Source organism: Microbacterium nanhaiense, from assembly GCF_014646015.1.
GTDB classification, from domain to species: Bacteria; Actinomycetota; Actinomycetes; order Actinomycetales; family Microbacteriaceae; genus Microbacterium; species Microbacterium nanhaiense.
In genome coordinates this window covers 123,088-144,072 of the sequence record NZ_BMMQ01000002.1, presented here as the reverse complement: position 1 = coordinate 144,072, position 20,985 = coordinate 123,088, and the positions used below count along the sequence as shown (strand labels likewise).

The following is a 20,985-nucleotide window of genomic DNA, read 5'->3' as shown; positions in this document are numbered from 1 at the left end:
CACGATGGAACACGACGATTCGAAGGGTGCCGTGAAGGGATACGTTCCTTCTTCGGGCCTCGCCGTCTCGGTCGATGACCCGGTTCAGAACCCCGGTCTGCCCCCGCACCGCGAACGCCTGACGGATGTGGATCCGAAGGCCGCGAAGCGAGCTGAGCGCACGATCTACACGCTCTTCTACATCTCGGTCGCCGCGAGCATCTGGGCAGTCGCCGCGTACATGCTCTTCCCGATCGAGGATCAGGAACTGACCTCGATCCGCCAGAACAACCTCTTCATCGGTCTCGGCATCGCCTTCGCTCTGCTCGCGATCGGTATCGGTGCGATCCACTGGTCGAAGACCCTGATGAGCGACAAGGAGCACGTCGAGGAGCGTCACACCACGCGCGGCTCCGAGGAGACTCGCGCAGCGGTCGTCGAGGCGTTCCGCACCGCGAACGAGGAGTCGGGCTTCGGTCGTCGCAAGATGATCCGCAACTCGCTGTTCGCCGCTGTCATCGCCTCCGTGCTCCCCGGCATCACCCTGTTCCGCGGTCTCGCACCCCACGACCCGGAGAACAGCCCCGTCGACCTGCTGAAGCAGACGATGTGGAAGGAGGGTTCGTACCTCACCCGCGACCCCTCCGGCACGCGCATCAAGGCGAGCGATGTGACCCTCGGATCCGCCTTCCACGTGATCCCTGAAGAGCTCGCGAACACCTCGCACGACGACGGCTACCTCAACGAGAAGGCCAAGGCCATGGTGCTCATGGTCCGCATGTCGCCCGAGCAGCTCACCGAGCGCGAGGAGCGCAAGAGCTGGTCGTACGACGGCATCGTGGCCTACTCGAAGGTTTGCACGCACGTCGGGTGCCCCGTGGCCCTCTACGAGCAGCAGACGCACCACCTGCTGTGCCCCTGCCACCAGTCGCAGTTCGATGTCTCGGACGAGGCGAAGGTCGTCTTCGGCCCCGCGTCGCGCCCGCTGCCCCAGCTGCCCATCACGGTTGACGCCGAGGGATACCTGATCGCGCAGAGCGACTTCCAGGAACCCGTCGGCCCGAGCTTCTGGGAGATCCGTTGAGTACCGCTACCGAAGAAAAGAAGGCTCCGCTCGGCGGGCGCTTCGTCGGCGCAACGGCGAACTACCTCGATGAGCGCACCAGCCTGTCCGGCCTGGTCAAGGCCCTCGGCCGCAAGGTCTTCCCCGACCACTGGTCGTTCATGCTCGGCGAGATCGCGCTGTGGTCCTTCGTCGTCGTCCTGATCTCGGGAACGTTCCTGACGTTCTTCTTCCAGGCGTCGATGGTCGAGACGTACTACACGGGCGCCTACGACCCGATGCGCGGGATCCCGATGTCGGTCGCCATGGAGTCGACGCTGCACATCAGCTTCGACCTCCGCGGTGGCCTGCTGGTCCGCCAGCTGCACCACTGGGCCGCGCTGACCTTCGTGGCGGGCATCGGCGTGCACATGCTCCGCGTGTTCTTCACGGGTGCGTTCCGCAAGCCCCGCGAGCTCAACTGGGTCGTCGGCTTCGTGCTCTTCGTCCTGGCCATGGCCGAGGGCTTCACGGGCTACTCGCTCCCCGATGACGTTCTGTCCGGTAACGGCCTGCGCATCATCGACGGCATGCTGAAGGCCGTCCCGGTCATCGGCCCCTGGATCTCGTACCTGCTGTTCGGCGGCGAGTTCCCGGGCCACGACATCGTCGGCCGCCTGTACGCGCTGCACATCCTGATCCTGCCGCTCATCGTGATCGCCCTCATCGCGGTTCACCTTGTGCTCATGATCGTGAACAAGCACACGCAGTTCGCGGGCCCCGGCCGCACGAACAACAACGTCGTCGGCTTCCCGATGATGCCCGTGTACATGTCGAAGATGGGTGGATTCTTCTTCATCGTCTTCGGTGCGCTCGTGCTCATCGCGTCGCTCGTGCAGATCAACCCGATCTGGGGCTACGGCCCGTACGACCCCTCCCCCGTGTCCGCGGGTACGCAGCCCGACTGGTACATCGGCTTCGCAGACGGCGCCCTGCGCCTGGCCCCGCCGCACCTCGACTGGGTCATCGCCGGCAAGGTCTACCCGATGGGTATCCTGATCCCGCTCATCGTGCTCGTGGTGTTCATCATCCTCGTCGCGATCTACCCCTTCATCGAGGCGTGGATCACCGGCGACAAGCGCGAGCACCACATCGCACAGCGCCCGCGCAACGCCGCGACGCGCACCGCGATCGGCGCCGCCGGTGTCTGGTTCTACGCGATGCTCTGGGCAGCCGCGTCGTCCGACCTCATCGCCACGCACTTCCGCCTCACCATGGAGGGCGTCATCCACGCCCTGCAGATTGGGCTGATCCTCGGCACGGTCGTCGTGTACTTCATCACGAAGCGCGTCTGCATCGCGCTCCAGAAGAAGGACCGCGAGATCGTCCTGCACGGCTACGAGTCCGGTCGTATCGTCCGTCTCCCGGGCGGTGAGTTCCAGGAGGTCCACAAGCCCGTCGACGAGTACGAGCGCTGGAAGCTCGTGGCCGACGAGACCTTCGAGCCCCTCATCGTTCGCCCGAACGACCAGGGCAAGATCAAGGGCAAGTTCCGCGCCGCCATGTCGCGCTGGTTCTTCGAGGACCGCCTCCAGCCCCTCACGAACGCGGAGTACCAGGCTGCTCTCGAGCACCAGAAGCACGCGCTCCACGAGTTCGGCGACGAGGACCACGGTCACGGAGCGATCGAGTCCGGCGACTCGAAGCACTAAGGCCTCCGCCTCGCGAAGAAGGGCCCCGATCCACACGGATCGGGGCCCTTCTTCGTATGTCGGTGCGCCCGGAAGCGGACGGGTCGCGCGCGGTGCGTGCCGCGCTCCCTCCCCGCGAGATCGCACCGATTTGTCGAGATCGCATCGATCTGGGTGTGACCTCGCGAAGAGGATGCGATCTCGCGGAGGGTGCGGCGCCGAGGGATCGCGCGGAGGGGTGGCGCGGCGGAGGGGCGGCGCGGAGGGGCGGCGCGACAGCGGTTACGCGTGCGGCGGCTCGGGGTCGCGGTGGCCGACCGGCTCGAGCTGGAAGGTCGAGTGCTCGATCGAGACCACGAAGTGTTCGTGCACGCAGCGCTGCAGCTCGCCCAGCAGCCGTCCGTAGTCGGTCCCCTCCCCCACCACGACGTGCGCCGTCAGGACCGGCAGGTCGCTCGAGACACTCGATGCGTGCAGGTCATGCACGGCGACGACGCCCGGCATGTCCTCGATGTGTGCACGCACCGCGCCGAGGTCGAGCCCCGCGGGCGTCGCCTCGAGAAGCACAAGGCCCGACGCGCGCAGCAACACGAGCGTCCGAGGGACGATCAGCGCGGCGATCAGGATCCCGACAACGGCGTCGGCCCGGTCCCAGCCCCATGCCCAGATGAGCAGCGCGCTCACGATCACGCCCACGGAACCGAGCGCGTCGTTCAGCACCTCGAGGAACGCCGCGCGCATGTTGAGGTTGCGCCCCCGTTCGCCCGCGAGCAGCATCAGCCCGACGAGGTTCGCGAGAAGGCCGATAGCGCCGAAGACGAGGAGACCACCGGGCGCGAGCTCCGGCGGCGCCAGGAGGCGCTTCACGCCCTCTACGAGGGCGAAGACGCCCACGCCGAGCAGCAGTGCGGCCTGCGCGAGCGCACCGAGCACCTCCGCCCGTCGCGGCCCCCAGGTGAGACGCTGTGTCGGGGCCCGGTTCGCGAGCCGCGCCGCCGTCAGCGCCATGCCGAGCCCGATGACGTCGGTCAGCATGTGGGCGGCGTCGACGAGGAGTGCGAGGCTGCCGGTGACAATGGCGCCGACGACCTCCGCGACAAAGACGACGAGGGTCAGCGCGAAGACGGCGGCAAGCCTCCGCGACGAACCTGCTCGCGCACCGTGGTCATGTCCCGCGCCCATGCCGCTCCCCTCTCCGGCCCGCCCGACCTCTCCACACGAGACCAGTGATGTCCGTAACGATCCCGGTTATCGAAACGAAAACGCTCCCCGCCTCCGTGCGGAGGCGGGGAGCGTTTTCGCTCATGATGCTTCGATCATACGCTCGGAGACTTGATCAGGACACCGGCCGCGAGAAAGACGAGCGCCGCGACGAACTGAGCCACCGTCCAGACCGTTCCATCGAAGTCGAACGGGTACACGGGGTTCCACAGAACCGCGATCGCGAGAAACACAATGCCCCACCACCATTGCCGCGCCTGCACGCCGAACCACCCCACGATGAGCGCACCGATGGCCACGACGTAGAGCACGATCGCCGACCAGTCGGTCTTCAGGATCACCGGTGCAAGAAACAGCACGGCCGCCGCGAGGATGCCCGGAAGAAAGGCGTTGCGTTGGAATGCGGGGGTCTGGGGTTCGCGCGAGGCCATAGTCCTATTCCATCATCAGCGGCTTTGCGAAAGCCGGGGCGGAGACGACGAACGGCCCCGATCCGAAGATCGGGGCCGTTCGTTACGGGCGCTCAGCGGGCAAAGTTGCCGCGGTAGTACTCGTACACCCATCCGATGAGACCGACCACGAGGAGGCCGGCGGCAATCGGGATGAGGAAGTGCGCGGTTGCGAGCGCGATCATGCCGACCGCGGGAGCGGCGGCGAGCACGAGCGGCCACCACGACCACGGGCTGAAGTGACCGAGCTCGGGATCAGCGTCGTCGATCTCCGCGTCGAGGCGGTCCTCCGGCAGATCCACGCCCTTCTGGCCCTTGTGCGCCAGCGAGACGAAGAAAGCGATGAGACCGGCCATGAAGGCCGAGAACAGCAGGGCGATCGTGCCGATCCATTCGATCCGGCCGTGGCTCGGGTCGAGAAGGCTCCACACCGTGTATGCGCCGAAGCACAGGAGGAAGAAGCCGGTGAGCATCCACCAGATGCCGATCTGAGACTTCATTTACTTGACCTCTCCCTCGAGAACGCGCTCCGGAACACGACCCGGGTCGTAGTCGTCGAGCGACTCGGGGTGGTTCAGGTCGAACGCGGGGCGCTCCGAACGGATGCGCGGGATCGACGTGAAGTTGTGACGCGGCGGCGGGCAGCTGGTCGCCCACTCGAGCGATCCACCGTAACCCCACGGGTCGTTGACGGTGACCTTCTTGCCCTTGCGCGCGGTAATCCACACGTTGAGGAAGAACGGGATCATCGAGGCGGCGAGGATCATCGAGCCGATGGTCGACACCTCGTTGCCCCACGTGTAACCGTCAGACGGCGCGTAGTCGGCGTAGCGGCGCACCATTCCGTCGACGCCCAGCCAGTGCTGGATGAGGAAGGTCATGTGGAAGCCGATGAAGAGCATCCAGAAGTGCACGTAGCCGAGACGCTCGTTGAGCATCTTGCCGGTCCACTTCGGCCACCAGAAGTAGAAGCCCGCGAACATTGCGAACACGACGGTTCCGAAGACGACGTAGTGGAAGTGCGCAACGACGAAGTACGAGTCGCTGAGGTGGAAGTCGAGCGGCGGGACCGACAGGATGACACCGGTCAGACCACCGAAGACGAAGGACACCAGGAAGCCGAGCGAGAACAGCATGGGCGTCTCGAAGGTCAGCGAACCGCGCCACATCGTGCCGATCCAGTTGAAGATCTTCACACCCGTCGGAACGGCGATGAGCATCGTCATCAGGGAGAAGAACGGCAGTAGGACCGCGCCCGTGACGTACATGTGGTGCGCCCAGACCGACACCGACAGCGCGGCGATGGCAATGGTCGCGTACACGAGGGTCTTGTAACCGAAGATCGGCTTACGGCTGAAGACCGGGAAGATCTCCGAGACGATGCCGAAGAACGGCAGCGCGATGATGTACACCTCGGGGTGACCGAAGAACCAGAACAGGTGCTGCCACAGCAGGACACCGCCGTTGGCGGGGTCATAGACGTGCGAGTGGAAGATACGGTCGCTGGCGGCCGCGAACATCGCCGCGGCGAGAACCGGGAACGCGATCAGGATGAGCAGGCTGGTGATGAGCGTGTTCCAGGAGAAGATCGGCAGGCGCCACATCGTCATACCGGGGGCGCGCATGGTGATGATCGTCGTGATGAAGTTCACCGCACCGAAGATCGTTCCGAAGCCGCTGATGCCGAGGCCGACCATCCAGAGGTTTCCGCCGACTCCCGGCGAGAACGACGCGTTTGCGAGCGGCTGGTATGCGAACCAGCCGAACGACGCGGCGCCCTGCGGGGTGAGGAATCCGGCGACCGCGATGAGCGAGCCGAAGATGAACAGCCACAGCGCGAACGCGTTCAGACGCGGGAACGCGACATCCGGGGCACCGATCTGCAGCGGCAGGATCGCGTTGGCGAAGCCCGCGAACAGGGGCGTCGCGAACATCAGCAGCATCACGGTGCCGTGCATCGTGAAGAGCTGGTTGTACTGCTCCTTCGTGGGGATGATCTGCATGCCCGGCGCGAAGAGCTCCGCGCGGATCAGCAGGGCCATCACGCCACCGATGAGGAAGAACAGCACCGATGCGATCAGGTACATGTACCCGATGGTCTTGTGGTCGGTGGAGGTGATCCACCGAACGATCACGTTGCCCTTCTGCTCCGTGCGGGATCCGCTCAGCAGAGCGGCCTGGCGCGGGGGAAGCGGCGCGGGAGAGGCGGTACCGGCCATGCTCAGTGTCCTTCCTCGGTCTCAGCGTCCGCCTCGACACCGTCGGTGCCGGGCAGGTTCTGAAGACGGTTGTATTCCTCGTTCACGTCGCCGATCTGGCCGGCGGCCTCGAGACCCGCGATGTACTGCTCGTGCTCGCTCTCGCTCACGACCTCGACGTTGAAGAGCATCGCCGAGTGGTACTCGCCGCACAGCTCCGCGCACTTGCCCTCGTAGTGGCCCTCGCGCGTCGGGATGAACGACCACGAGTTGTCGTGGCCGATGTACATGTCCTTCTTGTACAGGAAGTCGACGATCCAGAACGAGTGGATCACGTCGCGCGAGGTGAGGTCGATCGTGACCTTCTTGTCAACCGGGAGCACGAGCGTCGGCAGTTCGTCGCGCTCGAGCGAGCCGTCCGCGGCAGGCTGAGCCTGCACGCCCATGTCGTAGACCGTCTCACCGCCGGTGGTCGCCTCGTCGTACTGGAAGTCCCAGGCCCACTGCTTCGCGATCGCGGTGACGTGCACGTCGACCTCGTCGTCGGCCCAGGGCTTCTCGACGTCGTTCTGCACGCGAACAGTGAACGCGAACAGGCCGACCACGAGGATCATCGGCACCGAGGTGAAGAAGATCTCGATCGGCATGTTGTAGCGCAGCTGAACCGGCAGACCCGTCTGACCCTTGCGGCGGCGGTAGACGACCATCGCCCAGAGCATGAGGCCCCAGGTGATCACGCCGACGATCAGCAGGACGATCCACGAACCGGTCCAGAGCGACGCAAGTTGCTCCGTCTGGTTCGTGGCGGGGGTTCCGGACTCGTCAAAGCCAGGCAGGTACCCGTGAAGCTCCGTGGGGGTGCAGCCGGCAAGGGCAGCAGCAGCCGCGGCGATCACGGGGACCGCGGCCCAGCGGATTCGGCGTTTCGACGGCACGAATTCACCTTTCGAACATGGAAGTGGCTGCTCCCATCCTATGGCAAGCGCACAAGCGGTTCATGCCAGGCTCTCAGCGGGTCGGGAGGCAGAAGAAGTAAGGCTGTACTCACGAAAACGCCCCTCGTGCGTACTGCACTCGGGGCGTTTTCGGCGTCTGATCAGTGGAAGCTATCGCCGCAGGCGCAGCTACCGGACGCGTTGGGGTTGTCGATCGTGAAGCCCTGCTCCGAGATCGTGTCCTTGAAATCGATCGACGCGCCGTCGAGGTAGGGCACCGACATGTTGTCGACGATCACCTCGACACCATCGAACTCGACGGTCTCGTCGCCGTCGAGGTAGCGCTCGTCGAAGTAGAGCTGGTAAATGAGACCCGAGCATCCGCCCGGCTGAACGGCAACGCGCAGACGAAGGTCGTCGCGGCCCTCCTGCTCGAGAAGGCTCTTCACCTTCGCCGCAGCGGCGTCGGTGAGGCTCACGCCGTGGGCGCGGTCGGTCTCCGGTGCAGTCAGCGTCGCATCCGTCATGCTGATCTCCTCTCAGAAAGGTTTCCGCTCACGGCGGCGTGGTTCGATTCTACGCGGCCTGGCTGTGATCGGCGCGGTTCATTCGCGCGAGCAGCAGCGCCTCCGAACGGATCGCGTTGCGGAACGTGTCGATGTGCAGCGACTCGTTCGGGCTGTGCGCGCGCGAGTGCGGATCCTCGACGCCCGTCACGAGGACCTGCGCTCCCTCGAACTTCCGGACGAGGTCAGAGATGAACGGGATGGAGCCGCCCACGCCGTAATCGACGGCGGCAACGCCGTAACCGTCCTCGAGCGCCCCGCGCAGTTCGGTGATCGCCCATCCCGCGGTGTCGACGAGCACGCTGTCCCCGAGATCGACATCACTGAACTCGAGCCGTGCGCCGAACGGCGCGTGCGCACGTAGGTGCGCCTCGAGCGCGGCGTATGCCTCGGAGGACGACTGTCCGGGTGCGACGCGGCAGCTCACCACGAAGGTGACCGACGGGGCGAGGGTGTTGCTGGCGGCCGCGACCGGCGTCATGCTGGCCCCCGTCACGGTGATGGACGGCTTGTTCCAGATCCGCCCCAGGATCTCGCCGTCACCCACCGGTGACACGCCGTCGAGCAGGCCCGTCTCGTCTCGGAGCTGCGCCTCGCGGTACTCCGGCGTGGCGCCCTCGTAGGCGGCGAGGCCCGCAACCGCCACCGATCCGTCGTCAGCCCAGAGGGTGGACAGCAGCCTGATGGCCGCCATGTTGGCGTCCGGCACCGCTCCCCCGAACATGCCGGAGTGGGAGGCGTGGTCGAGGGTCGTGACCGTGAGGTGGAAGGTCACGTTGCCTCGGAGCGACACGGTGACGGCGGGTGTGCGCTCGTCGAGGTTGCCCGAGTCGGCGACGACGATGACGTCCGAGCGCATGTCCTCGAGGTGCGCGTCGAGGAACGGCACGAAGGACCGCGAACCGAACTCCTCCTCCCCCTCGACGAAGAGCACGATACCGATGCCGAGATCGTCGGAACCGACCGCCTCCGCGAGCGCGCGCAGCGACGCGATGTGCGTCATGATTCCGGCCTTGTCGTCCGCGGCGCCGCGCGCGTAAATACGGCCGTCGCGCACCGTGGGCTCGAACGGCGGCGTGTCCCAGAGCTCGTCGGATCCCGGCGGCTGCACGTCGTGGTGCGCGTAGAGCATCACGGTGGGGAACCCGGGCTTCGCCGCACGAAGGCCGAGGACGGCGGGCTGGCCCAGCTCGGATCCGTCACCGTCGGCGACGGGCGCGCGCTCTACGCGCACCTCGTCGAAGAGGCCCGTGCCGCGCGCGAGCTCCGCGACGCGCTCCGCGCTGCGTTCCAGCTGCGTCTGGTCGAAGGCCGGCCACGCAATGCCGGGGATCCGCACGAGGGATCCGAGATCGTCGATCGCGGCGGGGAATCCGCCCGCGACCGCCTCGAGGAGGGTGTGGTCGGGCTCGGGAAGGCGCTCGTCAGGTGCCATAGAAGTCATGCGGGTAATCTTAGGTGGATCCCCTCCTTTCCCGACCAGAGGTTAACGATGGCCAAGAACTCCTCCCCCGCCGACGAGCAGCGCGACGACGCTCCGAAGGTCGGCAAGGGCCGCCCGACGCCGACGCGCGCCGAGCAGGAGGCGAAGCGCATCCGCCCCCTCGTCGCCACTACCAAGGAGGCGAAGAAGGCGGCGCGCGCCGAGATGCGGGCGCGGCGCGAGCGCGCCCAGATCGGTCTGCAGAACGGTGAGGAGCGCTACCTCGGACCGCGCGACAGGGGGCCGCAGCGCCGCTTCGCACGCGACTGGACGGACGCGGGGTGGCACCTCGCGGAGTTCCTCATGCCGATGATGATCCTCGTGCTCATCGCGAGCGTGCTCCCCATCGCGTTCATGCAAATCTGGGCCTTCGCGGCGCTGTGGATCTACATCATCTTTGCGATCATCGACATGATCCTGCTGTCGAACCGCGTCAAGAAGAAGGCCGCCGAAAAGTGGGGCGATGGCCGCGAGAAGGGCCTCGGCTGGTATGCGGCGATGCGCTCGGTGCAGATGCGCTTCATGCGCATGCCGAAGCCGCAGGTCAAGCGCGGCAACTACCCCCAGCTCTGACTCAGCAGACGACGAAGGCCGCTCCCCCGGGAGCGGCCTTCGTCGTCTGCTCAGGCGAGCGCGCGGTTGATCTGGCGGGCCCATAGCGGGCCCCGATAGATGAATCCGGTGTAGCCCTGGACGAGGGTGGCGCCCGCGTCGAGGCGCTCGCGCACGTCGGCCGCCGTCTCGACGCCGCCGACGGAGATTACACAGAACTCGGGATCGGGAACCTCGGCCCGCACGAGCGTCAGCACCTCGAGGGAGCGAACCTTGACGGGCGGGCCGGAGACGCCGCCCGCCCCCATCTCCTCGACCTCCGCCGCGCTGGTCTTCAAGCCCTCGCGCGAGATCGTCGTGTTCGTCGCGATGAGCCCGTCGAGGCCGATGTCGACGGCCATGCGAGCGATCGCCGTGACCTCCTCGTCGGGCAGGTCGGGAGCGATCTTCACGAGCAGGGGCGTCGATCCGGCCGCGGCGCGAACGGCCTCGAGGAGCGGGCGAAGCGTCTCGACGGCCTGCAGTCCGCGAAGGCCCGGCGTGTTCGGCGATGAGACGTTGACCGCGAGATAGTCGGCGAGCGGGGCAAGGGCGCGGGCGCTCGTGACGTAGTCGGGAATCGCGTTGTCGACGTCCACCACGCGGCTCTTGCCGATGTTGGCCCCGACGACGGCTCCCCCGCGGCGGAGGCGGGCGATGCGACGCGCCGCGGCGGCCGCGCCGCGGTTGTTGAAGCCCATCCGGTTCACGAGCCCGCGGTCGGCCACCAGGCGGAACAAGCGCGGTTTGGGGTTTCCCGGCTGCGGAATCGCCGTGACGGTGCCGATCTCGACATGCCCGAAGCCGAGCGCCTCGAGGCCGCGCACCCCGACGGCGTTCTTGTCGAAGCCCGCCGCGATGCCGAACGGAGTCGGGAAGGTCAGGCCGAGCGTGCTCACCGCGAGCGACGGATCCGGCTTCGTGAACGAGCGAACGATCGGCGCGATCGGCGCGGATCCCGACGCGCGAATCACCAGCATGCCCGCGTGGTGGGCGAACTCGGGATCCATGCGCTTGAGCACGTTGCGGAACAGCAGGTCATAGATCACGGGATCAGTCCTCACTCGGATGACGGTCGGCGCGGAGATCCGCGATGGCGGCCTCGAAGTCCTCGAGCGACTCGAAGGCGCGATACACGCTCGCGAACCGGAGATACGCGACCTCGTCGAGATCTCGCAGCGGGTCGAGGATTGCCAGGCCGATGTCGTTCGCCTCAAAGGTGCTCTGGCCGGTCTGGCGCAGGGCCTCCTCGACGCGCTGCGCGAGCACGGCCAGGTCCCCGTCGGTCACCGGTCGCCCCTGGCAGGCCTTGCGCGCGCCGACGATGACCTTGTCGCGCGAGAACGGCTCGACGGCGCCGGACCGCTTCACGACGCTCAGGCTCGCGGTCTCGACCGTGGAGAAGCGCCCATTGCACTTCGGGCACTGGCGGCGCCTGCGGATCGAGAGGCCGTCGTCGGAGGTGCGCGAATCGATCACGCGCGAGTCGGGATGGCGGCAGAACGGGCAGTGCATAACCGTGCCATCCTATCCGGTCGGGGTGCGAGGCCTACGCGAAACGAGCCGTGACCGCCTCGCCGTGGGCGGGCAACGACTCCGACGCGGCGAGGGCGACGATGCGGTCGGCCACGAGCGCGAGCGCGTCGCGGTCGTACTCCACGACCTGCTGGGGCCGGAGGAATGTGTACGCACCGAGTCCCGACGCGTAGCGCGACTGACCGCCGGTCGGCAGCACGTGGTTGCTTCCCGCCATGTAGTCGCCGAGGCTCACGGGCGTGGCGGATCCGATGAACAGGGCACCGGCGTTCGTGTAGTCGTCCGCCGCGGCACGCGCGTCGGCGAGGTGGAGCTCGAGGTGCTCCGGGCCGTAGGCGTTGCTGAAGCGGGCCATCGCTTCGGCGTCATCGACCAGCACGATCGCCGATTGTTCGCCCGCGAGGGCGGCGGCGACGCGATCCGCGTGGCGCGTCCGCGGCGCGAGATCCGCGACCTCTGCCGCGACGCGGTCCGCGACGTCGGGCGACGTCGTCACGAGCACCGCCGAGGCCTGCTCGTCGTGCTCGGCCTGGCTGATGAGGTCGTAGGCGATCAGCCGTGCATCGGCGGTGTCGTCGGCGGCGATGAGGATCTCGGTGGCTCCCGCCTCCGAGTCGGTGCCGACGAGCCCGGCGACGACGCGCTTGGCAGAGGCGACGAAGTTGTTGCCGGGACCCGTGACGAGGTCGACGGGGTCGAGGCCGAGACCCTCGACGCCGTGCGCGAGGGCGCCGATCGCTCCGGCGCCGCCGATCGCGTAGACCTCCGTCACGCCCAGAAGGCCCGCGACGGCGAGGATCGTCGGGTGGATCCGTCCGCCGAAGTCCGCCTGGGGCGGCGAGCAGAGGGCGATGCTCGGCACACCCGCGACCTGCGCCGGGACGACGTTCATGACGACGCTCGAGGGGTACACCGCCTTGCCGCCGGGCACGTAGACGCCGGCTCGACCGACGGGCTGCCACCGCTGCGAGATGCGCGCGCCGGGTGCCGGCTCCGTGACCCGCGGATCCGGGACCTGCGCCGCAGATCCCTCGCGAACGCGAGCAATCGCCTCGTCGAGCGCCGACCGCACCTCGGGCGCCAGCGACTCGACGGCTTCATCGATGTGCGTTTGCGGCACACGGATGTCGTGCCCGGTCACCCGGTCGAATCGCTCGGCCTGCTCGCGCAGCGCCGCCTCGCCCTCGTGCGCGACGGCGTGAACGATCTCGGCAGCGGCCTCCAGTGCGGCCGCTCGCGCCTCGGTCGCCCGCGGCACGGCGGCGAGCAGCTCGGCGGCGGTCAGATCCCGACCGCGAAGATCGATCGTGCGCATAGTCATGCTCTCAAGGATACGGGGTGGATATGCGGCCGCCGGGCGCGCGGACGCGCGGCGAACGTCGAGGACCGACGCCGCCGCGCGGCACGCGCCGGGCCTCAGCCGCGGGTGACGCCGGCGACGTTGTGAAGGTAGCCGATCCGTCCGTCGTCGTGGCGCATGACGAAGTAGGTGCCGCGGTCCTCGAGGACGAGGGCCCAGGCGGTGGGGCCGATCTTGTAGATGGGGCGCCCCTCGAAGTCGTGGACGTCGCGCTCCTCCGGCACGAGCGCCCAGAAGGGTTGCTGGCCGGCGGCGGCCTGTGCCGCCGTCTCTGCATGCGTCGCCTCCGCATGCGTCACCTCCGCATGCGTCGCCTCGGCGCGCGGCTCGGGCTGCGCGACCGCCTCGTCACGGCCGCTGAGAGCGTCGTCCGAGGCGGGCTCCGCCAGCGGCGGTTCCGCGGTCGTCGCTTCCCCATCGACCGCGGTGCTCGCGTCGGTGTCCGCGGCGGACGCCGCCGAAGCCTCGGGCGCGGAGGTGCCGTCGGCTTCCGCCGCCGAGGGATCCGCGGTCGCGGTGGGCGTCGCGTCGGCTCGCTCCATCGAGGGAGGTGCGAAGCGGTCGATCCCGCCCGTCGCGGTCGACGCGAACGGGTCGGTGTGCTCGGGCGCGCGGAACGGATCGTGCTGCTGCGACGCGGGCGCGCCGAAGGCCGCGGTCTGAGCAGCGGGCTGGTGCGATGCGGTGGGAGCCGCGGGACGCGGCGCCTGGATCACGGGGCGAGCGGGTCGTGCGGCGGCGTGCGCGGGAACCTCCTCGCGGCCGGTGAAGTCATCCGAGAAGGGCGCGACGAATCGCGCGAAGATCGTGAAGAAGACCCCGGCCAACGAGACGACGATGGCCACCCAGGTGACCCAGCTCGCCAGCGAGCCGAGCGTCACGGCGATGTGGATCCACGTGATCGTGGCACCGACGAAGGTGACGGACGCGAACTGGTCGATGCTCAGGGAGCCGAAGTTGCGCACGCTATTGGTGCGACGAACCGCGATGAGCGCCGCCGCGATCACCGGCAGCACGACGGCGGGGAGCCACGCGATACCGAGCGTCCAGACCGGGCTGTAGCCGATGAAGGTCGAGCTCTGCGCACGAGAGAAGAAGGACAGCAGGAGCAACAGCACCGCGGCGCCGATCACGATCCACTCGCGGATCGTGTACGGCCCGATCCCCTGCTGCGGGGTGACGGTCGGGGTGGATGCGGCCGACGCCTGCTCGATGAAACGGGGCGCGCTCTGCGCGTCCGGTCCGGAGTAGGGTGCGTTCTGGTCTGTCACGTGTGCGTTCCTCTCCCTGTCGTGCGGAAATCCGCACCTGCTCTGATCCTAAGCGCCCGACGACCCGCGTCGCATCACGCGAGGCACTGCGGTCCGAGGAGCGCCTTCAGGTCGCCGAAGAGCTCGGCCGACACCTTCACGGGAAGGGGCACCTCGAAGACCTTCGCCTGGCGCCCGCGGTGCATCTTCAGGCGCACCTCCGTGTCGCCCTCGTGCCGGCGCAGGACATCCGCGAGGTCCCCGACGGTGCGCTCGGTGGCGCGCTGCTCGGGCAGCAGCAGCGTGAGCGGGCCGGACTCGTCGAAGTCGGCAATATCGGGCGAGAAGGCTCCCTGGGCATGGATGTTGAGGCCATCGTCGCGCTTCGAGACGCGCCCCCGCACGACGAGGATCGAATCCTGCACGAGGATCGGTTGGAACTCCTGGTAGGTCTTGCCCATGAACATCACGGTGACCTCGGCCTCGAAGTCTTCGATCGTGATCATGCCGTAGGGGTTGCCGCTCGACTTCGCGACCCGGTGCTGAGCCGTCGTGACCAGGCCCGCGATCGTGACCTGCATGCCGTCTTCGAGGTCTTCGGCGTTGATGAGGTCGTTGATCGTCACGGTGCGGTGCTTCGCGAGCGGCACCTCGAGACCCGCAAGCGGATGGTCGGACACGTACAGGCCGAGCATGTCGCGCTCGAACGCGAGCTTGTCCTTCTTGGTCCATTCCGGCCGATCCGGAACCTTCGAGTTCTGCTCCTCCTCACCGAAGAGAGCGTCGAAGTCGAAGCCGACCTCGCCGTTGGCGGCCTTGCGCTTGTCGGCGACGGCCTGCTCGACGGCGCTTTCGTGGATCTCGACGAGCGCGCGGCGGGTGTGCCCCATCGAATCGAATGCCCCGGCCTTGGCCAGCGACTCGACGGTGCGTTTGTTCGTCACGTGGGCCGGCACCCGGTCGAGGAAGTCGTGGAAGCCCTTGTAAGGACCGTCCTCGCGCGCGGCGATGATGCCCTCGACGACGTTGTGGCCGACGTTGCGGATCGCGCCGAGGCCGAAGCGGATGTCCTCCCCCACGGCCGCGAAGTACTCGATCGATTCGCTCACGTCGGGCGGGAGCACCTTGATTCCCATGCGGCGGCACTCGTTGAGGTACAGCGCGAGCTTGTCGCGGGAGTCGCCGACGCTCGTCAGCAGGGCCGCCATGTACTCGGCGGGATAGTGCGCCTTGAGATAGGCCGTCCAATAGGACACGACGCCGTACGCCGCGGAGTGCGCCTTGTTGAAGGCGTAGTCCGAGAACGGAAGCAGGATGTCCCACAGCGCCTTGATGGCGCCCTCGCCGAAGCCGCGGTCGACCATGCCCTGGTGGAAGCCCTCGTACTGCTTATCGAGCTCGGACTTCTTCTTCTTACCCATGGCGCGGCGCAGAATGTCTGCCTGGCCGAGAGAGAAGCCGGCGACGCGCTGGGCGATCGCCATCACCTGCTCCTGGTAGATGATGAGGCCGTAGCTCGTGTCGAGGATATCCTTCAACGGTTCCTCGAGCTCGGGATGGATCGGCGTGATCGGCTGCTCACCGTTCTTGCGCAGGGCGTAGTTCGTGTGCGAGTTCGCGCCCATCGGGCCCGGTCGGTACAGCGCGATGACGGCCGAGATGTCCTCGAAGTTGTCGGGCTTCATGAGGCGCAGAAGCGAGCGCATCGGCCCGCCGTCGAGCTGGAAGACGCCGAGGGTGTCGCCGCGGGAGAGCAGCTCGTACGCCTTGCGGTCATCGAGGCTCAGCTGCTCGAGATCGAGCTCGACACCCCGGTTCGTGCGGATGTTGTCCAGCGCGTCCGAGATGATCGTGAGGTTGCGGAGCCCCAGGAAGTCCATCTTGATGAGGCCGAGCGATTCGCAGGCGGGATAGTCGAACTGTGTGACGATCTGGCCGTCCTGCTCGCGCTTCATGATCGGGATGATGTCGATCAGCGGGTCGCTCGACATGATCACACCCGCCGCGTGCACGCCCCACTGGCGCTTGAGGCCCTCGAGGCCGACGGCGCGGTCGAAGACGGTGCGGGCCTCCGGATCCGACTCGATCGTCGCGCGGAACTCGCTCGCCTCCTTGTAGCGCGCGTGCTCCGGGTCGAACATGCCGCCGAGCGGCATGTCCTTGCCCATCACGGCCGGCGGCATCGCCTTCGTGAGCTTCTCGCCCATGCTGAACGGGAAGCCGAGCACGCGGCCCGCGTCCTTCAGTGCCTGCTTCGACTTGATCGTGCCGTAAGTGACGATCTGCGCGACGCGGGCGTCGCCGTACTTCTCCGTCACGTAGTCGATGACCTCGCCGCGGCGACGGTCGTCGAAGTCGACGTCGAAGTCGGGCATCGAGACGCGGTCGGGGTTGAGGAAGCGCTCGAAGATGAGGCCGTGAGGGATGGGGTCGAGGTCGGTGATGCGCATGGCGTAGGCGACCATCGAGCCCGCACCGGAGCCTCGACCCGGGCCCACGCGGATGCCGTTGTTCTTCGACCAGTTGATGAAGTCGGCGACGACGAGGAAGTACCCGGGGAACTTCATCTGCGTGATGATCCCGATCTCGTATTCGGCTCGCTCGCGAACTTCCTGCGGGATGCCGTTCGGGTAGCGGTAGTGGAGGCCGCGCTCGACCTCCTTGATGAACCAGCTCTCCTCGGTCTCGCCCTCCGGCACGGGGAAGCGCGGCATGTAGTTCGCGCTCGTGTCGAACTCGACGTTGCATCGCTCGGCGATGAGGAGCGTGTTGTCGCAGGCGCCCTCGACGTCGCGGAACATGTGCCGCATCTCGGCGGCGGTCTTGATGTAGTAGCCGTCGCCGTCGAACTTGAAGCGGTTCGGGTCGTCGAGGGTCGAGCCCGACTGCACGCACAGCAGCGCCTCGTGCGCGCTCGCGTCGTGCTGGTGGGTGTAGTGCGAGTCGTTCGTCGCGACGAACGGGATCCCCAGGTCCTTCGCGATCTTCACGAGGTCGTCGCGGACGCGGCGCTCGATATCGAGCCCGTGATCCATGAGCTCGCAGAAGTAGTTGTCCCTGCCGAAGATGTCCTGGAACTCCGCCGCGGCCTCGCGCGCCGCCTCGTACTGGCCCAGGCGGAGCCTCGTCTGAATCTCGCCCGAAGGGCAGCCGGTGGTGGCGATGATGCCCTTGGCATACTTCTGCAGGAGCTCGCGGTCCATGCGGGGCTTGAAGTAGTAGCCCTCGATGCTCGCGAGCGAGCTGAGCCGGAACAGGTTGTGCATGCCCTGCGTCGTCTCGGCCCACATCGTCGCATGGGTGTAGGCACCGGATCCGGAGACGTCGTCGCGCTTCTGCTCTGCCGTTCCCCAGGCCACTCGCGTCTTGTCGGTGCGATGGGTGCCGGGGGTGAGATAGGCCTCGAGCCCGATGATCGGCTTGATTCCCTCGGCCTTGGCCGCCTTGTAGAACTCGAACGACGCGTAGTTGTTGCCGTGGTCCGTCACCGCGATCGCCGGCATGCCCATCTCGGCCGCCGCCTTCGTCATCTCAGCGAGCTTCGCGGCCCCGTCCAGCATCGAGTACTCGGAGTGGACGTGAAGGTGCACGAAGGAGTCGGATGCCATGAGTCCAGTCTAATTTGGACCCACGACATCCAACTCCGCAATCGCTCAGAACGGCGGCTAGAACAGCCCGTCCTCCAGCAGTTCGTAGGCGTGTTGCAGGTCGTCCGGGTAGGCCGATTCGAACGACACCCACTCCCCCGTCGCCGGATGCTCGAAGGCGAGCCGGTGGGCGTGAAGCCACTGCCGGTTCAGCCCCAGCCGTTCCGCGAGCGTCGGGTCGGATCCGTAGAGCGGATCGCCCACGAGCGGATGCCGGTGCGCGGCCATGTGCACGCGGATCTGGTGCGTGCGACCGGTCTCCAGGTGCACCTCGACGAGGGTCGCGCGCGGGAACGCCTCGAGCGTATCGTAGTGGGTGATCGAGTCTTTGCCGTCGGGGGTGACGGCGAACTTCCAGGAGTGGCTCGTGTGCCTGCCGATCGGGGCATCGATCGTTCCCGAGAAGGGATCCGGGTGGCCCTGGACGATGGCGTGGTAGATCTTCTCGACCCCGCGGTCCTTGAAGGCCCGCTTGAGCACCGTGTAGGCATGCTCGCTCTTGGCGACCGCCATGAGGCCGCTCGTGCCCACGTCGAGCCGGTGCACGATCCCCTGCCGCTCGGCGGCACCCGAGGTGGAGATCTCGACGCCCGCGGCGAGCAACGCGCCGGGCACCGTGGGACCGTTCCAGCCCATCGAGGGGTGAGCCGCCACACCGGCGGGCTTGTCGATGACCACGATGTGATCGTCTTCGTGCACGATGCCGAGGCCCGGCACGTCGACGGGTACGACCTGTGGCTCGATCTTCGCCGTCCACTCGACATCGAGCCAGGCTCCCGCCGAGACGCGATCGGACTTGCCCGCGGCGCGTCCGTCGATCCGCACTCCACCCGCGGACGCCAGCTCGGCGGCGAAGGTGCGCGAGAAACCGAGCATCTTCGCGAGGGCCGCGTCGACGCGGCTCCCCTCGAGGCCATCGGGAACGGGGATGCGGCGCGATTCACTCATCGCCGCGCTCCTCGACCTCGGCTTTCTTCGCACCGCGCGTGCCGTCGAAGTTCAGACCGATCAGCACCAGCACCGCGACCGCGATCATGCCGCAGACAATGAACATGTCCGCGACGTTATAGATCGCCGGCCTGGTCCAGAACCACATCCACGGCGTGAGGATGAAGTCGACGACGTGGCCGACGGCGAACCCCGGGTCACGGAAGAGTCGATCCGTGAGGTTGCCGAGCACGCCGCCGAGCACGAGCCCCAGCACGATGCTCCAGGCCCGAGACCGGATCCGGGTGATCGCGAGGTACACGATGGCGGCCGCGACGAGCGCCATCACGATCGTGAACACCCACGTCATGCCCTCGCCCATCGAGAATGCCGCGCCCGGGTTGAACACCAGGTGCCATTGCAGCAGATCGCCGACGACCGTGACCGTCTCGCGCTCCGTAAGGTGGCGCAGGACGAAGAACTTGCTCAACTGGTCGGCGGCCAGCACCAGGATCGCGAGAGACGCGATCGTGGCACCGGCCGCCGGCGCAGAGTAGAGTCGATGTCCCGTCACGCGAGGTGAACTCAGAGACCGACGGTCGAGGCGGACTGGGTGCCCGACTCCGGCGCGTTCAGATCGGCGAGCTTCTGCTCGAAGTAACCGCGCAGCTGCTGACGGTAGTCGCGCTCGAACTGGCGCAGCTCCGTGATGCGCCCCTCGAGGCTCTTGCGCTCGGTGTCGAGCTTCTGCGAGATCTCACGCTGCTTCGCCTCGGCGGCGGCGACGATGCCCGCGGCCTTCGCCTCGGCGTCGTCCACGAGCTTCTTCGCCCGGGCCTGGCCCTCGGCAACGTGCTCGTCGTGCAGGCGCTCGGCGCGGGCGATGATGCCGGCGGCGTTCGAAGCGGTGGCAGACACGCCGGACTCGGCGGCAGGCGCTGCCGTCTCCGCGGGTGCGGCGACGGGCGCCGCCTCGGGAGCCGGTGCGGCAGCCGCGGCGGGAGCGCCGCTCTCGAGCTCGGCGATGCGAGCCTTCAGCTGCTCGTTCTCTTCGATCGTCTTACGCCACTCGACAACGATCTCGTCCAGGAAGTCGTCGACCTCGTCGGGGTCGAACCCCTCCTTGAAGCGGACGTGCTGGAACTGCTTGGTAACGACGTCTTCCGGCGTCAGTGCCATGGTGTGGCCCCCTCTTTCGATGGTGAGATCATGATACTTCAGAACACGATAGCGATAGCTCGGAGGATCGACAGCGCGATGAAACAGCAGATCATCGTGAGCGGAAACGCGAGGTCGATCGCGATCGGTCCGAGGCGAATGGGTTGCAGATGGCGGCGCAGGTACTTCAGGGGCGGATCCGTCACGGTATAGACGGCCTCGCAGAGAACCAGCGCCACTCCCCGGGGCCGCCATTCCCGGTTGAACATCGGGATGAAGTCGAGGATCACTCGCGCGAAGAGCAGCAACACGTAGAGCGAGAGCAGTACGTGCAGGACAACTGCGACGAATCCGATGACAGCCACAAGATGTCAGCCTACGCGAAAGGGCCCGGCGAGGCCGAAACGGCACACCGGGCCCGACGAGCGCATCCGCCTCAGCCGGCGAACGAGGCGTCGTCCGCGGGGGCGATGCCGCCGTCGCCCGATACGGCGATGTTCTCGGGAGTCAGCAGAAAGACCTTGCTCGTGACGCGCTCGATCCGGCCGTACAGGCCCATGACGAGCCCGCTCGCGAAGTCGATGAGGCGACGCGCGTCGGCGTCGGACATCTGCGAGACGTTGATGATCACCGGCAGACCGTCGCGGTACTGCTCGGCGATGGTCTGCGCGTCGCGGTACTGCTTGGGGTGGACCGTGACGATTTCGTTGACCGCATCGGCGGCGGGCTGACGCACCACCGCGGGGCGACGCAGCGGCGTCACGGGAGCAGTCTTCTCTTCATCGTGGGCCTCCTCGCGATGCGTCTCGCGGTGCGGTGCGGTGTTGTGGACGGGGGCGTCCTCGTATCGCTCGTCGACGAATTCCTCTTCGTCAGCGAGCCCGAGATAGACCATCGTCTTCTTCAGCGGGTTGCCCATGGCGTCCTCCGGGTTGAATGCTCGTCTTGTGTG

20 protein-coding genes are annotated in these 20,985 nt (G+C 67.3%); 3 read left to right on the top strand and 17 right to left on the bottom strand.

The features are described from left to right. The first annotated feature begins 4 nt into the window (after positions 1 to 4). A complete protein-coding gene (gene qcrA / locus IEX05_RS03550; RefSeq protein WP_188700016.1) occupies positions 5 to 1,063 on the top strand; it encodes a cytochrome bc1 complex Rieske iron-sulfur subunit in 1,059 nt (352 codons plus the stop codon). Then, positions 1,060 to 2,733, top strand: a complete 1,674-nt coding sequence (gene qcrB / locus IEX05_RS03545) for a cytochrome bc1 complex cytochrome b subunit (protein ID WP_188700015.1) — start codon at positions 1,060 to 1,062, stop codon at positions 2,731 to 2,733. Before qcrA ends, qcrB begins: the two co-directional genes overlap by 4 nt. Positions 2,734 to 2,994: 261 nt before the next feature. Here the strand turns inward: qcrB and IEX05_RS03540 are convergent, their stop codons facing one another. The 7 genes from IEX05_RS03540 to IEX05_RS03510 form a co-directional block, all read right to left on the bottom strand. Next, positions 2,995 to 3,894 carry a cation diffusion facilitator family transporter gene (locus IEX05_RS03540; RefSeq protein WP_188700014.1) on the bottom strand — a complete coding sequence of 300 codons (900 nt, stop codon included), beginning with the start codon at positions 3,892 to 3,894 and terminating at the stop codon, positions 2,995 to 2,997. A 134-nt stretch (positions 3,895 to 4,028) separates the two neighbouring features. Further along, on the bottom strand, positions 4,029 to 4,364 hold the full coding sequence (locus IEX05_RS03535; RefSeq protein ID WP_188700013.1) for a DUF6804 family protein: 336 nt from the start codon (positions 4,362 to 4,364) through the stop codon (positions 4,029 to 4,031). Positions 4,365 to 4,456: 92 nt separating this feature from the next. Beyond that, entirely contained in the window at positions 4,457 to 4,882 is a 426-nt protein-coding gene (locus IEX05_RS03530; RefSeq protein ID WP_188700012.1) for a cytochrome c oxidase subunit 4, read from the bottom strand. Beyond that, a complete protein-coding gene (ctaD, locus tag IEX05_RS03525; RefSeq protein WP_188700011.1) occupies positions 4,883 to 6,601 on the bottom strand; it encodes an aa3-type cytochrome oxidase subunit I in 1,719 nt (572 codons plus the stop codon). Positions 6,602 to 6,603: 2 nt separating this feature from the next. Continuing rightward, a complete protein-coding gene (ctaC, locus tag IEX05_RS03520; protein WP_188700010.1) occupies positions 6,604 to 7,515 on the bottom strand; it encodes an aa3-type cytochrome oxidase subunit II in 912 nt (303 codons plus the stop codon). A 161-nt stretch (positions 7,516 to 7,676) separates the two neighbouring features. Continuing rightward, the gene (gene erpA, locus IEX05_RS03515) at positions 7,677 to 8,042 is read right to left on the bottom strand and encodes an iron-sulfur cluster insertion protein ErpA (RefSeq protein WP_188700009.1); all 366 of its coding nucleotides are present in this window, start codon (positions 8,040 to 8,042) and stop codon (positions 7,677 to 7,679) included. A 49-nt stretch (positions 8,043 to 8,091) separates the two neighbouring features. Next, a complete protein-coding gene (locus IEX05_RS03510) occupies positions 8,092 to 9,525 on the bottom strand; it encodes a dipeptidase (protein WP_229661107.1) in 1,434 nt (477 codons plus the stop codon). Positions 9,526 to 9,573: 48 nt separating this feature from the next. Here IEX05_RS03510 and IEX05_RS03505 point away from each other — a divergent pair, with 48 nt between their 5' ends. Continuing rightward, entirely contained in the window at positions 9,574 to 10,137 is a 564-nt protein-coding gene (locus tag IEX05_RS03505) for a DUF3043 domain-containing protein (protein ID WP_188700008.1), read from the top strand. A 50-nt stretch (positions 10,138 to 10,187) separates the two neighbouring features. Here the strand turns inward: IEX05_RS03505 and IEX05_RS03500 are convergent, their stop codons facing one another. From IEX05_RS03500 to IEX05_RS03455, 10 genes are all read right to left on the bottom strand, one after another. After that, positions 10,188 to 11,201 (bottom strand): quinone-dependent dihydroorotate dehydrogenase, encoded by a 1,014-nt coding sequence (locus IEX05_RS03500; protein ID WP_188700387.1) that lies wholly within the window; start codon positions 11,199 to 11,201, stop codon positions 10,188 to 10,190. Positions 11,202 to 11,208: 7 nt separating this feature from the next. Further along, positions 11,209 to 11,670 carry a transcriptional regulator NrdR gene (gene nrdR / locus IEX05_RS03495; RefSeq protein WP_188700007.1) on the bottom strand — a complete coding sequence of 154 codons (462 nt, stop codon included), beginning with the start codon at positions 11,668 to 11,670 and terminating at the stop codon, positions 11,209 to 11,211. A 34-nt stretch (positions 11,671 to 11,704) separates the two neighbouring features. Then, the gene (gene hisD, locus IEX05_RS03490; protein ID WP_188700386.1) at positions 11,705 to 13,006 is read right to left on the bottom strand and encodes a histidinol dehydrogenase; all 1,302 of its coding nucleotides are present in this window, start codon (positions 13,004 to 13,006) and stop codon (positions 11,705 to 11,707) included. A 101-nt stretch (positions 13,007 to 13,107) separates the two neighbouring features. Beyond that, positions 13,108 to 14,322 (bottom strand): hypothetical protein, encoded by a 1,215-nt coding sequence (locus IEX05_RS15195; protein WP_229661106.1) that lies wholly within the window; start codon positions 14,320 to 14,322, stop codon positions 13,108 to 13,110. A gap of 74 nt (positions 14,323 to 14,396) precedes the next feature. Beyond that, the gene (gene dnaE, locus IEX05_RS03480; RefSeq protein WP_188700006.1) at positions 14,397 to 17,909 is read right to left on the bottom strand and encodes a DNA polymerase III subunit alpha; all 3,513 of its coding nucleotides are present in this window, start codon (positions 17,907 to 17,909) and stop codon (positions 14,397 to 14,399) included. Between the two features lie 57 nt (positions 17,910 to 17,966). Next, the gene (locus IEX05_RS03475) at positions 17,967 to 18,896 is read right to left on the bottom strand and encodes an RluA family pseudouridine synthase (RefSeq protein WP_188700005.1); all 930 of its coding nucleotides are present in this window, start codon (positions 18,894 to 18,896) and stop codon (positions 17,967 to 17,969) included. After that, positions 18,889 to 19,449, bottom strand: a complete 561-nt coding sequence (lspA, locus tag IEX05_RS03470) for a signal peptidase II (RefSeq protein ID WP_229661105.1) — start codon at positions 19,447 to 19,449, stop codon at positions 18,889 to 18,891. The genes IEX05_RS03475 and lspA overlap by 8 nt, the downstream gene beginning before the upstream one ends. A gap of 11 nt (positions 19,450 to 19,460) precedes the next feature. Continuing rightward, positions 19,461 to 20,054, bottom strand: coding sequence for a DivIVA domain-containing protein (locus tag IEX05_RS03465; RefSeq protein WP_188700004.1), 594 nt, complete (start codon positions 20,052 to 20,054; stop codon positions 19,461 to 19,463). Between the two features lie 38 nt (positions 20,055 to 20,092). After that, the gene (locus tag IEX05_RS03460) at positions 20,093 to 20,398 is read right to left on the bottom strand and encodes a YggT family protein (protein ID WP_188700003.1); all 306 of its coding nucleotides are present in this window, start codon (positions 20,396 to 20,398) and stop codon (positions 20,093 to 20,095) included. A gap of 71 nt (positions 20,399 to 20,469) precedes the next feature. After that, entirely contained in the window at positions 20,470 to 20,952 is a 483-nt protein-coding gene (locus tag IEX05_RS03455) for a cell division protein SepF (RefSeq protein ID WP_188700002.1), read from the bottom strand. Positions 20,953 to 20,985 lie beyond the last annotated feature (33 nt).

What these genes read in the sequence shown, in the direction of transcription:
- qcrA (WP_188700016.1), top strand. Translation starts at nt 5, where the DNA reads ATGGAACACGACGATTCGAAGGGTGCCGTGAAGGGATACGTTCCTTCT.
- IEX05_RS03540 (WP_188700014.1), bottom strand. Translation starts at nt 3,894, where the DNA reads ATGGGCGCGGGACATGACCACGGTGCGCGAGCAGGTTCGTCGCGGAGG.
- IEX05_RS03535 (WP_188700013.1), bottom strand. Translation starts at nt 4,364, where the DNA reads ATGGCCTCGCGCGAACCCCAGACCCCCGCATTCCAACGCAACGCCTTT.
- IEX05_RS03530 (WP_188700012.1), bottom strand. Translation starts at nt 4,882, where the DNA reads ATGAAGTCTCAGATCGGCATCTGGTGGATGCTCACCGGCTTCTTCCTC.
- ctaD (WP_188700011.1), bottom strand. Translation starts at nt 6,601, where the DNA reads ATGGCCGGTACCGCCTCTCCCGCGCCGCTTCCCCCGCGCCAGGCCGCT.
- erpA (WP_188700009.1), bottom strand. Translation starts at nt 8,042, where the DNA reads ATGACGGATGCGACGCTGACTGCACCGGAGACCGACCGCGCCCACGGC.
- IEX05_RS03510 (WP_229661107.1), bottom strand. Translation starts at nt 9,525, where the DNA reads ATGACTTCTATGGCACCTGACGAGCGCCTTCCCGAGCCCGACCACACC.
- IEX05_RS03505 (WP_188700008.1), top strand. Translation starts at nt 9,574, where the DNA reads ATGGCCAAGAACTCCTCCCCCGCCGACGAGCAGCGCGACGACGCTCCG.
- nrdR (WP_188700007.1), bottom strand. Translation starts at nt 11,670, where the DNA reads ATGCACTGCCCGTTCTGCCGCCATCCCGACTCGCGCGTGATCGATTCG.
- hisD (WP_188700386.1), bottom strand. Translation starts at nt 13,006, where the DNA reads ATGCGCACGATCGATCTTCGCGGTCGGGATCTGACCGCCGCCGAGCTG.
- dnaE (WP_188700006.1), bottom strand. Translation starts at nt 17,909, where the DNA reads ATGGCATCCGACTCCTTCGTGCACCTTCACGTCCACTCCGAGTACTCG.
- IEX05_RS03475 (WP_188700005.1), bottom strand. Translation starts at nt 18,896, where the DNA reads ATGAGTGAATCGCGCCGCATCCCCGTTCCCGATGGCCTCGAGGGGAGC.
- IEX05_RS03465 (WP_188700004.1), bottom strand. Translation starts at nt 20,054, where the DNA reads ATGGCACTGACGCCGGAAGACGTCGTTACCAAGCAGTTCCAGCACGTC.
- IEX05_RS03455 (WP_188700002.1), bottom strand. Translation starts at nt 20,952, where the DNA reads ATGGGCAACCCGCTGAAGAAGACGATGGTCTATCTCGGGCTCGCTGAC.